Source organism: Paenibacillus sp. FSL R5-0701 (genome assembly GCF_037973995.1).
In the GTDB taxonomy this organism is placed as follows: Bacteria; Bacillota; Bacilli; order Paenibacillales; family Paenibacillaceae; genus Paenibacillus.
On the sequence record NZ_CP150230.1, the window covers coordinates 2,853,882 to 2,875,590 of the forward strand.

The following is a 21,709-nucleotide window of genomic DNA, read 5'->3' on the forward strand; positions in this document are numbered from 1 at the left end:
AACTGTCGTTGATAGGTCGCAATCAAGAAACATACGTGCAACGTTTAAGCCACAGCAACGCCATCGTTCAGGATCATCGTGTACACGGAATTTGTACGTTACCCGGGGTCACCCTACTGGATATGATCTATCGTTTGTCGGCTTTATATTTGGAGACACACTCTGTCGAATTGCGGCAGATTTTGTTTACAACGCCCATTGTGACATCAGAGCAATTTGATCGCGAGATTGCTGTGACGTTCTCACCTGTACCTTCAGAGTTGCAATGGAGGGTAACCATTACAAGCAACAAAGTGATGAATGGTACCATCGATCAGGGCAGTGAAGAACAACATATGCAATGTACGATGTTTCTTGTTGATCCTGAGTTTAATCCACCCGTGATCCATATTCAGGATCTGAAAACTCAATCCCGAGATCAGTGGAGCATGGATGAGGTTTATCAATTGGCGAGGCAGGTCAACATCGAGCATGGGCCATTTATGCAAACTTCAGGGGTCGTCTACCAATATGAGAATCAGGAGCTTATGTGTCTGAATCTCAGTGAGCAGGCTTCCGTTTACTCCAATGAATTTTATGCACATGCAGCTTTTTTGGATGGGGCAACTTTTGCGGGCTCCTCATTTCGTTTAAAGGAAAAAGCACAGGGGATGTTTGATGATCAGACTCCCTATATTCCTTTTATGATTGAACGCTTCTGTATTTATGGTCCGTTACCTGACACCATTGGTGTGTACTCGCTCGCTCGACCATTGATAAACGATAATTCTGTCTCATCACCAGATCTGATTTCTACAGATATTAGAGTGGTTGATTCTGCTGGCAAGTCCTTGGTTGAATTTGAGCGTTTAACCGCTAAACGTATTCGTAATCCTCATTTGATACAGAAATGGGCCGAAGTACATCAGAATCCAAATGGGGTAGAAGGCTCAGGTTCAGAGGATTCATCTGTACCAGAGCTGGCCACAAAGGTCAATATACAAGATTCACCTGTCATCATAGATGATACATCCGAACTATCGAATCAGCGAAGAGGTGTTCCAGAAGGGAACACGAAGCAGGTTGCGGACTATTTAAAGGTAGAGATAGGCAAAGTGCTTGGAACATCTGAAGCGAATTTGGACACAGAACTGGGATTTTATCAGATGGGACTGGATTCCTTGCAGCTTATCAACCTTTCAAGGACGCTGGAGAACAAAGTGAAGGAGCAGCTTTACCCCACGCTGTTATTTGAATATTCCAATATTAAGTCTCTTGCTGCATACCTGCACCAACATTGGCCTGAGGCATTTACTGAAAATCAGTACACGGAGAGCAAAGCTTCGGCCAGCAAGGCAAGCATCAAAACTTCAGAACTCAATCATGATCGGGGAAAGAGTGATGATTACTCATCTGTCATGCTCGAACCCTTCTGGGAAGAGGTCACGCTGCATATGCGTAACACCTCAAACACAGTGCGGAGCCACGTTGTTATTCTTTGCGAGCAAGCAATTGGACATGATCAAATGATCAAGGAATGTTTTCCGCAATCAGAGGTTGTCACACTAACCAGTGAACGTACCATGCCACAGTCATTTGAACAAATGTGCGAGCAATGTATAGTCTGGCTTCAGAATTACATGCAGCAGTTTCCCAAAGCGGAGACCCATATTCAAATAATTGGTCCGTCAGGAACGGGCACTGATTTTTCAGGCGCGATGGGAGCCCTTTTAAGAACAGCTCATGCAGAGAACCCTCATCTGCATGGACAGATCATCACGGTGAATGATATTCATAACGTTACAAGAACCCAATGGGCGGACTGGTTGGATAAAGAGCGAGTAACACATTCCTCGGGAGTCAGTGAAGTGTGTTACACCGGAAAATCTCGTGTGCGGATGGTGAAAAAATACCGTGAGAAGCCGATACCGATGCTGCAGAAAAGCCAGTATGTTGCAAAAGATGGTGTTTATCTGATTACTGGTGGATTGGGTGGATTAGGCTTGATGGTAGGTCGCCATTTGTCTGAGCAAGGGAGGGTTACATTGGCGCTGGTGGGGCGTTCTTCTCTTGGCAAAAAAGAGTCCGATAAGATATCGGAGTTGAAGAGTCTGGGAGCGGATGTTCATTATTTTCAGGCAGATCTAACGCATAGCGAGCAGACGAGTCATGTCATCCAGCAGATTCGGACCAGTCTGGGAGTTATTCGGGGAATCATACATTGTGCAGGAGTTACCCGGGACCAATTCATTTTACAGAAAACAAAAGAGAATATTTCGGAAGTGCTAGGCCCTAAAGTGAGCGGACCTTGGTACCTGGATGAATATACTCGTGATCAACCACTGGACTTTTTTATTTTATTCTCTTCACTATCGGCTGTGCTCGGGAATATGGGACAAGCAGATTATGCTTGTGGTAACGCTTTTATGGATCGGTTTGCAGAGCGGCGTCAGCAACAGGTTGTGGCAGGACAGCGATCAGGCAGAACCCTTTCAATTAATTGGCCTCTATGGGCGAATGGAGGCATGTCGATCGATCCAGTTTACCAGCAGCAGTTGGAAGTCAAAACGGGATTGGCCCCGCTGCCTCAAGACGAAGGAATGCAACTGTTCGATTCGCTTATGATGAATGCATCAACGCAGACTGTTGTGATGTATGGTAAACCTTCGTTTATCCGAAGTTTTGCACAAACTACTATCCATGTGGAGGGCCCTTCTGCAGCAAAAGTTTTAAATCATGAGGTTCCTCGAAAAGAAAAGAGACCATCGGAAATGCATACAGAAGATATAGCCATTATTGGTGTGGCTGGCCGCTATCCGATGGCTCGGAATGTGGATGAATTTGCTGCCAATCTGTTATCAGGTAAGGATTGCATTACAGGTTTTCCCAGAGATCGTTGGGAACAGGGGCGGTTTTCGTATACGCCGGAATCATATTATCAGTTTGGGGGATTCATCGATAAGATTGATGAGTTCGATCCACTATTTTTTAATTTATCTCCCCGTCAGGCGGAGATGATGGACCCCCAGGCAAGACTTTTTCTGGAGACGGCATGGGAAGCCTGTGAAGATGCGGGATTTCGCGTTGAACGCAGTCAGCACCAGGATGCTTCAACAGGTACCCGGAGTGTAGGTGTATTTGCCGGCGTATTCTGGAATCATTATGAGCTGTTTGCATCGGAATTGACAGATCGCGGTGTACCTACATCCTTGGGGGTCAGTGCAGCGTCCGTTGCAAACATGGTATCGTATTGCATGAATTTCCATGGTCCTTCTCTTGCGGTAGATACCATGTGTTCCTCCGCACTAACGGCCATTCATCTGGCCTGCGAAAGCATTCGAAATGAGGAATGTGAGTATGCTCTTGCTGGCGGAGTCAACGTCATTACGCATCCACATCGATACATGTTTTTGAAAGAGGCACAGCTATTATCATCCGATGGACGATGCCGCAGTTTCGGAGAGGGCGGAGACGGATATGTGCCGGGTGAGGGAGCAGGAACGGTGTTGCTGACCAGTCTGAGTCATGCCGAAGAGCAAGGTTATTCCATCTATGGTGTTATTAAAGGGTCTGCAATCAATCATGGAGGAAAAACATCAGGCCCAACGGTACCAGACTCAACAGCACAGTCGGAAGTTATTAAACATGCATTCAAACGTTCAGGGGTTGATCCTCGAACGGTCAGTTATTTTGAGACACACGGCACAGGAACGTCCCTCGGAGATCCGATCGAGGTACAGGGACTGAATAAAGCATTGGCGGACTGGTCACTGCCGGAACAGAGTTGTGCAATTGGTTCACTGAAGTCCAATATCGGGCATTTGGAAGCGGCTGCGGGTGTGGCTGCGTTAACCAAGGTACTGTTACAGATGAAACACAATCGGATTTTTCCTTCCTTACATGCGGAACGTCTGAATCCGTACATTCCTTTTCAGAACACTCCTTTTTATGTGGAGAGGGAAGGAAAGGACTGGAGAACTATGAAGGCAGATCGTAACACTCCAGAAACCCATCCTTTGCGAGCGGGTATTAGCTCCTTCGGAGCAAACGGCAGTAACGCCCATTTGATTGTTGAAGAATATGCACCAACAGCAGTAAATTCCAGTTCAGATTTGGAGTCCGAGCTTCCAGTCATTGTTCCGTTATCTGCCAAAAGTCAAACAAGTCTGCTTGATCATGTGCGCGACATGATGAATTATCTCTCCACCAGTAAGGAATATCAAAATTCCGCCGCCACACGGGGAATCAAGCTATCCAATCTGGCATACACGCTGCAGGTGGGCAGAGAGCATATGCGATACAGGGTTGCCTTTGTTGTCAGTTCTCTTGAAGAGCTGAGAAGGAAATGTACAGAGTATGTGCAAAGCAAAGACCAAGGCCAGCGGATTGGATCTTTGAACAGTCGGGCTGGTTATGAGGGAGAAGTCAGGCTTCATGAAGATGCGATCACAGAACTGTTTCAATCAGATGAAGACATTCGGACAGCAATCGAAATATGGATGAACAAAAGAAAGATGGCTTCAATCGCTGAAGTATGGGCCAAAGGAATAACCATTGATTGGAACAGCATGTACCAGAAGGACAGCAGGCCTACTCGAATCAGTCTCCCTACCTATTCATTTCAAAGAGAACGCTATTGGGTCCCCATGGTCCATGCAAAAAGGGAGAGCGGGACTGCAGGTTTCGGCAAAAAGGTTACAGTTCTGCACTCCATGCTGCACCACAACCGTTCGGATCTGCTGCGGGGCCAGTGGTACAGTAGTCAGTTCAATGGAAATGAGCCTTTCCTAAGCGATCATGTTGTACAGGGGCACAAGCTGCTTCCAGCTGTTGTTCAGCTGGAGATGGCCCGGGCAGCAGCGGCGCATGCAGCGAATTGGCCTCCGCTCACACACAGTCTGCTGCTGCGGCATGTAATGTGGAGCAGGCCGCTCGTTGTTGGAGAGGAGCCTCTGGAGGTTCATCTCGTGCTTGAGGCCGAGGCAGATGGAAGCCTGTCCTATGGAGTTTCGGCAGCGCCAGCAAATGAGTCTGCAATTGAATCTGGAGAAGCGGTGTATAGTCAAGGGCGTGTAAGTGTGGGAAGACCTCTCGTAGAAGCCGTGCAAACCTTGGATTTGCAGGCTGTGCGCAGCCGGTGTACAGAGGGACAGGCCAGTGGAGCAGTTTGTTATGAAGCATTCCGAAAACTGGGTCTGGAGTACGGTCCGTCCCATCAGACCATTGCCGAATTGCAATGGGGGGCAAACGAGGCCTTGGCGCAGTTGCGTCTGCCACAAGCGCTCTTCGAAGGGCAAGCGGACACTGTGCTGCATCCCGGTATGGTGGATGGGGCCTTGCAAGCATCCATCGCCCTGCTGGCCGGAGATCAGATCGCGGAAGTGCTGAGATCCACTACTCAGGAGGGGGCAGTAAGCTTGGAGAGCACGGCCCTTGCGAGCACAACAGAACGACATGGGAACCCGCCCGCTTCCGCTCCGTTGCCTTTTGCGCTGGAGGAGGCGGAAGTGATATCTCCTTGCCAGGCGCACATGTGGGCGGTGGTGCGTGTTCGCCCCGAGCCAGCGGCATCTTCCGCTGCGGAGGCTAGCGTCCGTAAACTGGATCTGGAGCTGTGCGATTCGGAGGGACAGGTTTGCATTCGACTGCGGGGCGTGACCTCGCGTGTGCCCGAAAGCCGGGAAGGTGTGCTGCTGGTGCAGCCCAAGTGGCAGGAGCTGCCGAAGCGCTCCCTACCGGCTGAAGCTGTGGGGGTTGAACCCGCGGTGCTGCTGTGTGATTGGGCCCCGCAAGACTTCGCGGCTGCGGATGTGTCCTGGAAGCAGATGGTGTTAACGGGGGCGTTGGAGGCGCGATACGGACAGGCTGTTCAGGCCATTCTACACCATGTGCAGCAGCAGCTTGCGATGCAGCGAAGCCACCGGATGGCTGTGCAGGTCGTCGTGGCGGGAGATGAACAAGGAAGACGCTTCGCCGGCCTGAGCGGGCTGCTGCGGACGGTGCGACTGGAGCATCCGGGCTGTCTGGCACAGCTTGTCGAAGTCCGGCCAGAGACATCGGCCGCCATATTGACCGAGCAGTTGCACCAGTGTGCGCTCCATGCGGAGGAGAGCCATCTGCGTTGGGAAGCGGGTGAGCTGAAGCGAGCGGGCTGGCAGGCGGTTGACGTGGACAGAGATGAGAACGTGGACACGAATGAGATGACGAATGGGAATGCAGAGACAGAGATGAAGACAAAGCGGAAGACCAGTGTCCCACGGTTGTCCCCTTGGAGAGACGGAGGCGTGTACGTCATTACAGGCGGAGCCGGTGGCCTGGGACGGATCTGGGCCCGGGAGATTTCAGCCCAAACGGAAGGCAGTACGCTTATATTGACTGGCCGATCCCCGGCGATGCCAGAGGCGGTACAGCGAGAGATGGCGCAGCTCCCTGCCCAGGTGCTTTATGAAGCAGTGGACGTCACCGATCGAGAGGCGGTCCACGGACTGTTCGGGCGTATCCGTCAGCAGTATGGCCAGGTGAACGGGGTGCTGCACTGTGCCGGAGAGATCCGGGACAGTCTGATACGGTACAAAACGGAAAGCGATTGGCAGGCCGTGCTGGCTCCGAAAGTAGTCGGCATACGGAATCTGGAAGAAGCGATCGGGACCGAAGCGCTGGATGTGCTGCTTCTGTTCTCCTCGGGTGCAGCGGTGACGGGGAATGCAGGGCAGGGTGATTATGCCGCCGCCAATGGGTATATGGATGCGTATGCGGTGAGCCGAAATGCGCGGATGAAACGCGGGGAGTGTCAAGGGCGAACCTTATCCATCAACTGGCCGTTGTGGGAAGAAGGCGGAATGCAGCTGGAGGAAGAGGGGAAGCAGCGTCTGTGGAAACAGCATGGACTGAGACCGCTGGGAACCGCGTCGGGAGTAAAGGCGTTGTATCAGGCCTGGGCGAGTGGAGGCAGCCAGGTATTGGTGGCGGAAGGCAAGCTGTCGGTGCTGCGAAGAAGCCTGCTGGAGCCGGTAGATTCGGGGTTAACTGAATCGATCGAGCCAGCAAACGCAGACGCAGATAGGCAAGCGCCTTCGCCGGAATCGTTATCCATCAAGCTTGGAGCCCCTCTGGCGGGAGGCATGACCCAACAGGAAGCTGTATCTGTGCTCACGTTGGAAGTGGCCGCTTTGTTGAACGTAGGGGAGCAGGACGTGGACCCGGACATGGACTGGAGCGAATATGGTTTGGACCCGGTGCAATGGAGTGAACTTTCCCGCAGACTGCTAACTCGGCATGGATGGGATATTTCTGCAGAGACACTGTTGGAACAAATGAGCCTCCACGCAACCGCTGAGCAGTTCGTGGGTCAATTAAACCTTTCCAAGAGTTCAACAGCAGATATATCTGTGAGTATCGAGGATACGGAAGAGGTTACTGGACTTGAAGGCAATCTTGAGGATCAAACCATCCTTTGGTTAATTAAAACATTGGCTCCCGTGATTGGCTTGCTAGAATCAAGGATTGAGCCAGATGTCCCGCTGGAGCAGTATGGTATCGATTCGCTGCTCATTATGAAGATGACGGACGTATTGGAGAATGAATTGGGGTCTCTGTCCAAAACGCTGTTCTTTGAATATCAGACCCTGAGGGAACTAAGTCATTACTTTATGAACATTCATCAGGTTCGTTTGGATACGCTGCTTCAGCAACGAGGGATGAAACCAGCCGGAATGACACAGAAGAATGTGCTAGCGATTTTACAGAATGTGTCGGACTCCCAAACACACGCACCAACACACGCCGTGATGTCGAAACGAACGCTGCTGACAGGAACCCCATTCGAACCCGAAGCCGAACCTATTTTGAAAGAAACGGACCCGGACCTTGCCATTCATATGGACTCACCTTCTGGTGGTCAAAAGGGCAAGAATAATCAGCATCAGGATATTGCCATTATCGGAATGGCGGGCAGATATCCTGGTGCCCGTAATATCGGTGAATTCTGGCATAACCTGCGTAGTGGTATGGACAGTATTACCGAGATTCCATCTGAACGTTGGGATCACGGGCAGGTGTATAACCCAGAGCCAGGAATTCTAGGCAAAACTTATGGCCGTTGGGGTGGTTTTTTGGATGGTGTGGATGAGTTTGATCCGTTGTTTTTCAAGGTATCTCCTCGTGAAGCTGAAACAATGGACCCTCAAGAACGACTTTTTTTGCAGTGTGTATATGAAACACTGGAAGATTCGGGATACACAAGACAAAGCTTGAGCACGGAGAAAGTGGGCGTCTATGTAGGTGTGATGTATGAGGAGTATCAGCTCTATGGGTCCCAGAATTCCATGGCATTCAACGGTAATCCTTCTTCCATTGCCAATCGGGTTTCGTATTTCTGTAATTTTCGCGGACCAAGCATGGCCGTGGATACAATGTGTTCGTCGTCATTAACATCCATTCATTTGGCCTGTCAAAGCCTGCGACAGAACGAGTGCCAGGTAGCTGTAGCTGGCGGTGTGAATGTGTCGGTTCATCCCAACAAATATATTCTTTTGTCTCAAGGGAAGTTTCTGTCCAGCAAAGGACGGTGTGAGAGCTTTGGCCAAGGTGGGGACGGCTATGTTCCGGGTGAAGGTGTCGGCGCGGTTCTGTTGAAACCGTTGGCGAGAGCCATAGCGGATGGGGACCGGATTTACGGTGTGATCAAAGGATCGGCGCTGAATCACGGGGGGAAAACCAATGGATACACCGTGCCAAATCCCAATGCACAGGCTGAGGTTATCGGTGACGCCCTGCTTGAAGCAGGTATTGATCCGCGAACGATCAGTTACGTGGAAGCGCATGGAACAGGAACCTCGCTCGGGGACCCTATTGAAGTGGCCGGTTTAACAAAAGCATTTCAGCGGACGGTCCAATCCAACTTCAAGTGTGCCATCGGTTCAGCCAAATCCAACATTGGTCACTGCGAGAGCGCAGCAGGCATTGCTGCGGTAACCAAAGTGTTGCTGCAGCTGCAGCATGGGGAACTCGCGCCATCCTTGCACGCGGAAGAGACCAATCCAAACATTGATTTTACCCAGAGTCCATTTGTGGTTCAGAAGTTGCTCGGACCATGGAAGCGTCCGGAAATAGATGGAGTGCAGATCCCAAGACGTGCAGGCGTATCTTCATTTGGAGCTGGGGGTGCCAATGCACATATCATCATTGAAGAGTATACCCAGACAGGTATGTACTCGGAACAGATAACAGTTGGCAAAGATCACCCTAAATCTCCTGTTATCGTTGTGTTGTCCGCAAGAAATCAGGAACGACTCTTGGCAAAGGCCAAAGACTTACTTGAAGCGTTATACACCGGAATATATGTGGATTCGGATATGAGGAACCTGTCCTATACTTTGCAAGTTGGACGTGAATCGATGGAAGAGCGTCTGGGCTTGCTGGCGGTGTCCATAGAGGAACTCATTGCGAAACTAAAAGAGTATGTTGAACAGGCAAACAATCTGGAAACACAAGCTTCGCAAATGGTTTTTTATACCGGTCATGTGAAAAAGGGTAAAGAGATGCTTTCCATCCTTAGTCGGGATGAGGATATGGAAGAAATGGTGAACCGGTGGATTCAGAAGGGCCAGCATGAGAAATTACTGGATTTATGGGTGCAGGGTCTGAACCTGGACTGGAATACATTATATGTTGCTGAGGGTAAACCCCAACGGATCGCCCTACCGACCTATCCATTTGCAAGAGAAAGATACTGGATCCCGCAGCAATCTCAGGGCAACACGATAAGTGAATCAAAAGTTAAGCAGGAGGAACCTCCTCTTGCAACCCCATCGGAGCCATCGGACCATAATCTTATGCTGACCCCAATATGGGAAGTAGTCGAAAAGACTGAAAAGTCCGAATTCAATCCTGGATATAAACGATGGCTGGTCATTGGAGGTACAACGGAGCAATGGGAGATGGTTCATCAGATCCATGCAAAATCAATCCGTATGGATGCGGAAACTGCTGTAGATCCCGTCAGTCTGATGAATGCCTTGAAAAAGGTCGATACGATTGATCATATCATTTGGTTATCCAATCATATGTCTCTCCCTCCAACGTCACTGAATCATATGATATTGGCACAGAATATGGGCGTGAAAAATGTGTTTCGAATCATTAAAGCCATGATTCAATTGGGATATGGTCATCGTCCGTTGGAATGGTCATTCTTAACCTGTCAGACACAATCCGTATGGTCTAGCGACCGGGTTAATCCTGCGGATGCCGGAGTTCATGGTCTTGCCAGCTCAATGGCGCAGGAGTTTCCACAATGGTATGTGCGTCTTGTGGATTTGCAAGCTGGTAACATCAATGAACGTTCTATTCGTGGAGCGCTCTCACTGGAACCGAAAAGTAAAGGGGATCTCCAGGTCCATCGAAACAACCGCTGGTACAGTCAGGAACTTGTTCGCCTGGAGAGCAATGCCCCTCAGGACAACAACAATTATCGTTATGGTGGAATATATGTTGTCATTGGCGGGGCCGGCGGGATCGGAGAAGTATGGAGTGAATATATGATTCGGACCTATCAGGCGAGAGTGATATGGATCGGGAGAAGTGAATACAACGACGAGATACGGAATAAACAGAATCGTTTGTCAGCTCTGGGGGCTGCTCCCGAATATATTTCGGCCAATGCAGCCAGTGAAGAGGAATTAATGAGTGCGTATGAAACGATCAAAAGCCGGTTCAAGACCATAAATGGTATTGTGCATTCAGCAATTGTTTTGCAAGATGGCAGTCTGGAGCAGATGACAGAGGAACAGTTTCAACATGTATTTGTCGCCAAACTGGATGTAAGTGTTGTGATGGCAAACATATTTGCGAAAGAAAATCTGGACTTTGTCCTTTTTTTCTCATCTATGAACTCTTTTACCAGACAACCAGGCCAGAGCAATTACTCGGCGGGCTGTATGTTTAAAGATTCGTTTGCGCATTGGTTGCGACAATCCTGGACATGTCCGGTCAAAATTATGAACTGGGGTTTCTGGGGGAGTGTAGGCCGTGTGGCTTCATTGGAATACAGGGAACGCATGAACCGGATGGGTGTGAGTTCAATTGAGGCGCCAGAAGCGATGGAAGCCTTGGAGATGCTCATGAGCATAGATCTTACACAGGCTGCCTTGTTAAAAACAAAAACAAATTTGATTCCTGGAATCAATATGCAAAAATCTGTACAAGTCTATATGTCGGATCAGTCTCTAAAGGCAAGCAGGCCAGTGACTCGTGACCTCGTGCATACCTCTCATCCAGACAAGAATACAAGCCATTTGCTCCAAGAGATGGAGCCTTTGCTTGCAAAACTGATGTGGGTGCAGCTGCAAGCCTCCGGTTGGTTTGAATCCGATGTTAGCTCCGGTACTCTGGCTGAATTAACACAGAATTTGTCGGACACCTATGCTCATTGGATCAGAGGAAGTTTGACCGCGCTAGTCCGTTACGGCTATCTGATGAAAACCGATTTTGGTTACAGGGTATGCAATTACGACGAGCCGAAAGCCGAAACGGCTTGGCAGGAATGGGAGCATAACAAACCCGGATGGATCAAACACCACGGCGCGGAATCACAAATCAGATTGGTTGAAACGATGCTGAAGGCGCTGCCAGATATTATCGGCGGAAAATGCCTAGCAACCGAGATTATGTTTCCTGATTCCTCTATGGAATTGGTCGGGGGGATATACACGTGAAAATAAACCGTTATAACGAAGTGCTTGCTGAAACAGCACTACATTATGTGCAGCATAAAATCCAGTTGGACAGCTCTGCTCTCCGCATGATGGAGATTGGGGCGGGAACCGGAGGAACAAGCGCAGCCGTTTTGCACAGACTGAAACCGGTGGAACAACATATTCAAGAGTATGCATATACGGATGTATCCCAAGCATTCCTTTTGCATGGTGAACAGAAGTATGGAGCAGGCAGGTCATTCCTGAATTATCGTATGTTTGATGTTCGTTATGCTCCGTCTGCCCAACAGATAGACACCGGTGCCTATGATGTGGTCATCGCAGCCAATGTGCTGCACGCAACTCCCGATTTGCGGACAACACTGCGTAATGTGAAGGCTCTGCTAAAACAAGGCGGAATGCTGTTAATTAACGAGATTAGCAGCAATTCCCTTTTTACTCACCTTACCTTTGGTTTATTGGATGGATGGTGGCTGTATGAGGACCCCGAGCTTCGTCTAACCGATTCTCCCGGAGTAGCACCTCATGTATGGGAACAGCTGTTACTGGAAGCGGGTTTTCATTCTATCGAATTTCCTGCACAAGATTGGCACGAGGAAGGGCAGCAGGTCATTGTGGCATACAGTGACGGCATAGTAAGGCAGATCGACGCGGAAGTTACTCCAGTTGGATCATCCAATCAGGCACGGTCTGAATTACAGTCCAATGATTCGTTCTCTCCAGGAAGCCGTCCTGAACTGCAAGAAAAGAAGCCGAGCAAGTCATCTCTTGGTTTGGAGAGCACTTCAGCAACCACATTGAAAGCACATGTAAGAGAGATCGTTACAGATATGCTGTCTGCTTCGCTTAAAGTGAACACCACCATGATTGATTCAGAGGAACCCTTCTCCGAATATGGTGTGGACTCCATTACAGGCGTACGGCTTATTCAGTCGATCAACGAGGCGTTATCCATATCTTTGCAGGTCTCCAGCCTGTTTGATTATAGCTCCATTGAGTTGTTATCCAACCATATCGTTGAAAAGTATAGGGACGGCCTTGTGCAAACCATCGAAAAGATTTCCAAATCTGTAGATCCGGTGGAGTTGAGCTCTGAAGCTGCTGCCCCGCATGCATACAAAACAGAAGGTTCATCCGAACACAATCATGACCAGCATTTTGTGTTCCCAGAGTCTTATAGTCCTTTAAAGGTGGAACGGGGAGATATCGCTATTATTGGGATGAGCGGGCGATTTCCGCAGTCAGATGATATTCATTCCTTATGGGGGAATTTAGTCACAGGAAAGAATCTGGTCGGGAGAGTTACGCGTTGGGATCTATCATCTTATTTTGAAAAGGATACTTCCTATTGCAGCCATGGTGGATTTTTGGAAAACATAGATGAATTTGATCCTCAATTTTTTAACATTTCAGGTACGGAAGCTGCTCATATGGACCCGCATCAGCGAATTTTTCTTGAGGAATGTTGGAAGGCGCTGGAGGATGCTGGATATGCAGGGCAGGCAGTTGCCGGGCTGAAGTGTGGTGTATACGCGGGATTTAATGAGCTTGATTACCGGACACTGCTTGGACCGAATCCTGTTCCGCAGGCATTCTGGGGCAACTCGGGTTCAGTCATTCCTGCTCGAATTGCATATTATCTGAATTTGCAGGGCCCTGCTATTGCAGTGGATACGGCATGTTCAAGCTCACTCGTATCAGTTCATCTGGCTTGTCAGGGATTATGGTCTGGAGAGACGGAAATGGCGCTTGCCGGAGGAGTCTTTATACAGTCCACCCCAGGTTTTTTCATTGCATCCAACCGGGCCGGCATGCTCTCAACGACAGGAAAATGTCATACTTTCGACCAGCGGGCAGACGGATTTGTGCCTGGAGAAGGTGCAGGAGTTGTAGTGCTGAAGCGTTTAAGTGACGCTTTGCGTGACAGGGACAACATCCATGGGGTTATTCGCGGTACAGCCATTAACCAGGATGGAGCCTCGAACGGGCTCACCGCGCCGAGTGCGAAGTCTCAGGAGCAGCTCATGAGTGAGGTCTACAATCGTTTTGACATCCATCCTGGAAATATCCAACTGGTTGAAGCCCATGGAACGGGAACTAAATTGGGAGATCCCATTGAATACAGTGCGCTTGTGAAAGCGTTCCGGTCGTACACCGAAGAGGAAAATTACTGTGCCCTTGGTTCAATCAAAACGAATATTGGACATGCTGCGGCCGCTGCCGGTGTGGCTGGACTGATCAAAATTTTACTTTCCTTAAAACATGCAAAAATTCCAGCTTCCCTTCATTTTCAGGAAGGCAACGAACACATTCCGTTTGCAAGCAGTCCTTTTTACATCAATACAGAGACAATCGATTGGATCACACCGCCAGGTGTTAAAAGGATGGCCGCAATCAGCGCTTTTGGCTTCAGTGGAACGAATGCGCATATGGTCATTGAACAAGCACCTGTTATGGGAAGTCAGAAGGTCAATCGTCCCGGGAACCTGATTGTTTTATCGGCTCAGTCACAGGAACAATTGGAAGTTCAAGTCAAGCAACTGGTTAGCTTCTGCAAAGAACAATCCGATGTGAGCTGCTGGGATATGAGTTATACATTGCTCATGGGACGAAAACATCTGAACTCCCGATTGAGCTGTGTTGTCCGTAATGAGCAAGAGTTGATCAGAATATTGGAGAAGTGGCTTGAAAAGGGAGCCGCAGCAGAAGTTCAGGTGGTGGAACTGTCACATACACTTCGCCCGCAGTCTTCATTAATGCGTTATGGAAATGAATGTTTGCAGCATTGTTCGGAATCACCGAATTCGGCTGAATTTACGGAAAAATTAGCAGCAGCAGCAAGCTTATATATGCAGGGATATCATCTTGATTTTGAATTGTTGTTTAAGCATGCGGCCGCAGGACGAATCTCACTGCCCGTGTATCCGTTTGCCAAGGATAAGTACTGGATTGATGCTAGTCACCCACCAACAAATGATCATACGATCCAACAACATGCTAACCAGAGCATAGAGGACTCAAACCAGTTGCTTCATCCTTTGCTGCATCGTAATACTTCGAATTGGGCTGCCCTCCAATTCAGTTCCACCTTTGATGGCGAAGAGCTTTTCCTGAAGGATCATATTGTGCAAGGGGAAAGTGTATTTCCGGGTGCAGCCTATCTGGAGATGGCTCGTGCTGCAGTGGAAATGGCTCATACGCATGATGATCTAGAACAGACATGGATAAGTCTGAGCCATATCGGCTGGTATGGACCACTACAGGTGAACAAAGAGCCTGTTCAGGTTGACGTCTTGCTTCATCCGCTTGAACGGGGAGCAATCGAGTTTCGGATACAGAGCCAAGGTGCGGAAGAGACTGTTGTTCACTGTCTTGGGCAAGCGGCAATGATGGAGCCGCAGGAAGTTGGACAGACAGATCTGACACAGATCAGAGCCCAATGCACCGAAGGGTTTTATACAAGAGAAGGTTGTTACAACCAGTTTAAACAAATGGATCTGCAATACGGGGATTATTATCAGGGAATTGAAGAGTTGTACATCGGGACCAATCAGGCGCTTGCCAAACTGAGCCTTGCAGGAGAGTTTTCCCATGAATATGGCGGAGGTCAGCTTCACCCTGGTCTTACAGATAGTGTCCTACAGGCATCCATTGGACTTCTGTTGGTGGCAGCAGGAGGTCCACCTGTTACAACACCGGTTCCGTTTGCCATGGAGCAAGTGGAGATACGGGGAAACAGTGCATCATTAATGTGGTCGCATGTTCGCGTCTGTACTCCGAATGACGCTCTAGTTGAAACGAAAAAGGTTGATATTGATGGATATGACGATAAGGAACAGCTTGTCCTTCGAATCAAGGGGCTGACGTTCCGCGAGCTCCCTAGACAGGTAGAGCAGCATGGGGATGAAGGGACTTTGCTGGCTGAACCCTATTGGAGAGTGGCACCTGCTGACACATTTGCCGGAGGTGTTTCCGGGAATGAGACCTTAACCGTGGACAATCATGTGGTGCTTTTATTCGAAGATAGCAATCACAGTTATCCAGGAATTGAGAAATATTTACAGCGATTTTCCATTCAAAGTGTACGTATTCCGTCAACGGATTTCAACCAGTCTTGGGACAAATTATTTACCAACAGCGCTTTGCAGGTGCTTGAAGAGATCCGGCTTCTTCTGATGCAGGCAGTGCCCCATGTTAACGATGAAAAATGGCTGCAAATTGTCATTCCTGGCGAGTTGTCGTTGTATCGCGGAATTGCCGCTATGTTAAGAACGGCCGAACTGGAGAATCCATTCTTTCATGGTCAGGTTATTGAGATTTTGAATGAAACGGAATCGGAGATGCTGGCAAACATGCTCGTAGATAATCGGGACTACCCAGAGCATGGTTTAATCCGTTATAAGAGTACACCAGGGCAATCAGGTATTGGGCTTCGTCATGTTCAGGACTGGAAAATGATTGAACATGATCCATTTGAAAGTGCATTCGACATCCCATGGAAACCCGAAGGGGTCTACGTTATTACCGGGGGAGCAGGTGCTCTCGGGATTATCATGGCTGAAGAAATAGCGCTTCATGCACCCTCCTGCACCATTGTTGCTGTAGGGAGAGCATCCTGGTCAACCATTCGGAAGCCATTGGATGCTTTACGTGAGAAAGGAATAAACCTTCTTTACAGACAAGGGGATATTTCGGATCGACAGACCGTGCAAGAATTAGTGAGTTCATTCAAGATGGAGTTTGGTAAGTTGAACGGGATCATTCATTGTGCAGGAATTATACAGGATGACCCCATTTTTGCTAAAAGAGAGGACGATCTTCGCAACGTTTTTGCACCGAAGGTGTCCGGTATTGTTCATTTGGACGAAGCCACTCGGGAGGAGAAACTGGATCTGTTCATCGTTTGTTCGGCTGTTGCCGCGATGTTTGGCAACCCTGGACAAGCCGACTATGCGGCAGCCAACGCTTTTATGGATTCTTTTGCATCTGAACGGCACCAGCGAGTGCAGAAGGGTGAGCGGTACGGGCGGACCTTGTCCATAAACTGGCCGCTGTGGACTGAAGGGGGTATGACGATACCTGAAACCGTTCAGCAAAGGATGTTCCATCGTTACGGTTTGGCGGGAATGGAAACGTCAAGCGGCATACAGGCCTTCTATCGGGCTTTGGCAACAGAAGCTGGACAGATTGCTGTTTTGTCGGGTGATATGACCCGGATCAGGAGGCTTCTACATTCCAAAAACCAACAGGGATTCCTGGCTTTCAATGGTGAGAGCGAAAGACTGGAAACGATGAAAGAAATAAATTCTCCTGTGGGGGAATCAAACCGATCACAGGCAGCTGACAAAACCAAACGAACGGTTCAATTTTTGATCCAAACTCTTGCCGAAGTTATTGGACTGCCCGAGTCTCGCGTTCGAGCGAATGCACCTCTGGAGCAGTATGGAATCGATTCAATCCTGATCATGCAGATGACAAACAAACTGGAAAGTTTATTTGGACCACTGCCCAAAACATTATTTTTTGAATACCAGACGATCGGGGATTTGAGCAGTTACTTTCTACAGGAGCAAGGCGAAAAACTGGACAGGTTGCTAAGGGAGGGAGATCCCGACACAACTTCAGATGCAGCATCCATACCTTTGGAAGCCAAGCATGTCAAAGTACAGCAAACCTCAGTGCAATCTGTCTTATCCATCCCTGGAGAGACCAGATCGCCCTATCTAACTTTTGGACAGACTCAAACGACTGCACCACGGATGAATGAATCACAGACTAATGTCTCCAGACAGGACACACCTGTCGATACGCAGCAGGATATCGCCATTATTGGTGTGGCGGGAAGGTACCCGGGAGCGCGGAACATCCATGAGTTTTGGGAGAATCTGCGCAGTGGAACGGACAGCATTACCGAGATTCCATCTGAACGCTGGGACCAGGAGAAGGTATATGATTCAGCGCCGGGCACACCGGGCAAGACCTATGGACGCTGGGGTGGATTTCTGGACGGTGTGGACGAATTCGATCCGTTGTTCTTCCAGATTTCTCCTCGGGAAGCTGAGATGATGGATCCGCAGGAACGATTATTCATGCAGTGTGTGTACGAGACGATTGAGGATGCGGGGTATACGCGGGAGCGTTTGGCTACCGACATCGTGGGTGTGTACGTGGGTGTGATGTACGAGGAATACCAACTGTACGGGGCCGAGTCCTCAATTGCGCTCTCCGGTAATCCGGCGTCCATCGCCAACCGGGTGTCGTATTTCTGTAATTTCCGCGGACCGAGTCTGGCGGTGGATACGATGTGTTCATCTTCGCTGACTTCCATTCATCTGGCGTGCCAGAGTTTAAGACAGAATGAGTGTCAGGTTGCAGTCGCGGGCGGGGTGAATGTGTCGGTCCACCCGAACAAATATATCATGTTGTCTCAAGGACGATTCCTGTCCAGCAAAGGTCGCTGTGAGAGCTTTGGTGAAGGGGGCGACGGGTATGTGCCGGGGGAAGGCGTGGGCGCGGTCCTGTTAAAACCGCTTGCACGAGCCGTTGCAGACGGGGACCGGATTTACGGCGTGATCAAAGGGTCGGCCTTGAATCACGGTGGAAAAACAAACGGATATACCGTGCCGAATCCCAACGCCCAGGCGGACGTCATCGGCCGGGCCTTGCGTGAGGCGGGCGTTGACCCGCGGACGATCAGTTATGTGGAAGCCCATGGCACGGGTACGTCGCTCGGTGATCCCATCGAGATTGCGGGGCTGAGTAAAGCTTTTCAGCAAGATCCGTCGGAAGAGGCCTACTGTGCGATTGGTTCAGCGAAATCCAATATCGGACATGCAGAGAGCGCAGCAGGCATCGCGGGAGTCACCAAGGTGCTGCTGCAATTACAGCATGGAGAGCTGGCGCCATCCCTGCATGTGCAGCAGACCAACCCGCATATTGACTTTAGTCAAACCCCATTCACGGTCCAGCGGGAGTTAGACGTTTGGGAACGTCCGAGAGTGGACGGTCAGATCGTACCGCGACGGGCGGGGATTTCCTCGTTTGGTGCAGGTGGAGCGAATGCTCATCTCATTTTGGAGGAATACCGGGAACCCGACCTGACGCGTGAAAAGATGAATGAGCAAAACGAGCAAAATGAAGTGCCAGGGATGATCGTGCTGTCAGCGAAGAACGAGGAACGGCTGGTCGTGCAGGCCCGTCAGCTGCGAGATGCACTCCGTACCGGGCAGAGCAGCTGGAAAGTGAGGGAGATCGCCTATACACTGCAAACCGGACGTGAAGCAATGGAGGTACGGCTGGGTGTGCTGGCGCAAACGATGGAGGAGCTGCTTGCCAAGCTGGACAGCTATGTGGAACAGGTGGGTCAGGCGGAACCAGCAGGCAAAGGAAACTTGTACTATCAGGGGCATGTGAAGCAAGGGCAGGAGCATCCGGGTTGGTTAACCGATGAGGAAGACATGAAAGAGAATGTGAAACGCTGGCTGTCCCAGGGTCGTTATGAGCATGTACTTGACGCGTGGACACGAGGGGCAGTGATTCAGTGGATGGAGCTATACGGGGACAACAGACAGCAGCACCCGCGCCGAATCAGTCTGCCGGCGTATCCGTTTGCAGCTGAACGTTACTGGGTACCTGAACCCCTTGTCTCAAGAGAACAGAGGAGCAAAGTAATACAACATACAAGCGTACCTATTTTACATCCGCTCGTACATTGCAATACATCCAGCTTTGGTTTGCAACGATATGCCAGTACGTTTACGGGCGAGGAAACGATTTTGGCCCATCATCAGGTCCATGGAGAGAAATGGCTTCCGGGTACAGCCTATCTGGAAATGGCCAGAGCGGCGGTTCAGCAAGCTGTTGGACTTTTCGATGATTCGTTGCAGGTACGGTGTATTCAGAAAGTCACATGGATGACACCTCTACAGGTGGATCAGCCGGTTGATGTTCTCATCGAACTTAAACAGCAGAATGATGGAATCGTAGGTTTTGAGATCTATAGCTTCACTCATGGATCTGAGCAACTCAAACGAACACATTGCAAGGGTTCCGTTCTGCTGGGGGGAATACAGGCATCCGTTCAACCAAACGGAAACAAACCTTGGCTGGTTGAGAAGGCAGAACGTGTCCTAGCAGGTAAGGAGTGTTATTCCTTGTTTGACGGATTGGGTCTATCCTACGGGTCCGCCTTTCAGGGACTTACACAGCTGTTCATCCAGGATCATCAGGTTTGGGCACAGTTGCGGTTGTCTCCGGCAGTCGGACATACAGAGCAATATGTAATGAATCCATATTTGCTTGATGCGGCGTTCCAGGCCTCCATGGGTCTTTTGCTGAAGCAACATGTGGAGGGGGGCCGAAGTCCTGATTCAGTGCCACTGCCGTTTACACTAGATCAGTTGGAACTCCTGTATCCTTGCACAGAAGAGATGTGGGTGCGTGTCCAACAGATGGATCACTCTTCTGGGGCACAGGGGCTGATCAAGTTTCAGATTGAGATGTATAGTCCGGACGGAAAGTTATGCATTCGGATGACAGAATTGGCATGTAAAGCTCCCACAGCGGATAAGCTTCCTTTATTTCAAAATCCGTTGACGACCGGGGGGATACCTCCTGTTGGACATGTTCTGATGACACCCATATGGAGTGTATTTACGCCGGAGGAGATAGCGCTTCCGCTATCCGTTGGTAACAAGGTGCTCATCATTAGTGACAACGATACAAGTCATAAGCAAGCTCTGAAACTATATCCGGGCGCAATGCATATGTTGCCCCATAACAGCGTACTTGGTTGGAAGGACAGCCTGTCGGAGTTTGCCATTCTGGATCACATTATATGGCACGCTCCTTCCCCCGGTAATGTTTGCATGGCAGATGATTCGATTGTTGAGGGACAGGAGCAGGGGGTTCTTCAGCTGTTCAGAATGATCAAGAGTCTACTAGAGCTTGGATACGGTAATCGAAGCTTGAGATTGACCCTCATTACGACAAATGCGATCCCATCCTCTCCAATGGATGAAATTAATCCTACCCATGCAAGTATTCATGGTTTTGCGGGCTCTTTGGCCAAAGAATACTCCCGGTGGAGCATAAAACTGCTCGATCTGGAGCATGAGGTTGAATGGGCGGAGACCCAAATGCAAGAACTACCTTGGAATGGGCAAGGAAACGCCTATCTGTATAGGGATAACGAGTGGTTACGCCAGGAGTTGATCCCGGTAAATGTGCACAATGAACATGCAATTAAGGATGCTTATCGCCAAGAGGGAGTATATGTGGTCATTGGTGGGGCAGGTGGCATTGGACAGGTGTGGAGCGAATACATGATCCGGCAGTACAATGCACGTATTATCTGGATCGGGCGCAGGGAACCTGATTCAAGCATTCAACGTTGTATAGAACGTTTGGAGTCCCTGGGCAGTGCTCCCGAGTACATTGTGGCAGATGCGACAAATGCAGATTCCCTCCAGAAGGCCTATGAACAGATCAAGCGAAGACATCCCCTTATTCATGGTGTAATTCATTCTGCGATTGTATTGCAGGATCAGAGTATCGCCAATATGGAGGAGGATCGTTTTCAAGCTGTCTTATCTGCAAAAGTCGCTGTAAGTGCACGCATGGCTCAGGTATTTGGACAGGATGACCTCGATTTCATGCTGTTTTTCTCATCTTTTAATTCGTTTACCAGGTCTCCTGGGCAAAGCAATTATGCGGCTGGCTGCACCTTCAAGGATGCGTTTGCTCATCAGCTTGCAATGGAGCGTTCCTATGATGTCAAAGTCATCAATTGGGGTTATTGGGGAAGTGTGGGAAGTGTAGCCTCGGAAGAATACAACACCCTTATGAGCAATGCCGGTATCGGTTCTATTGAAGTAGCTGAAGCGATGAAAGCACTGGAAATCCTTTTGACAGGATCACTGGATCAACTGGGGCTTGTCAGAACGACCAGACCTCTTTTTATGCAAGAGCTGAACTTGAACAAAGTTGCATCCCTGAATGGTTAACAGAACGATGTG

2 protein-coding genes are annotated in these 21,709 nt (G+C 49.5%); both read left to right on the plus strand.

The features are described 5' to 3' along the window. The first annotated feature begins 8 nt into the window (after positions 1-8). Positions 9-11,693 carry an SDR family NAD(P)-dependent oxidoreductase gene (locus tag MKZ13_RS13220; protein WP_339184539.1) on the plus strand — a complete coding sequence of 3,895 codons (11,685 nt, stop codon included), beginning with the start codon at positions 9-11 and terminating at the stop codon, positions 11,691-11,693. Beyond that, the gene (locus MKZ13_RS13225) at positions 11,690-21,697 is read left to right on the plus strand and encodes an SDR family NAD(P)-dependent oxidoreductase (protein ID WP_339184541.1); all 10,008 of its coding nucleotides are present in this window, start codon (positions 11,690-11,692) and stop codon (positions 21,695-21,697) included. The genes MKZ13_RS13220 and MKZ13_RS13225 overlap by 4 nt, the downstream gene beginning before the upstream one ends. Positions 21,698-21,709 lie beyond the last annotated feature (12 nt).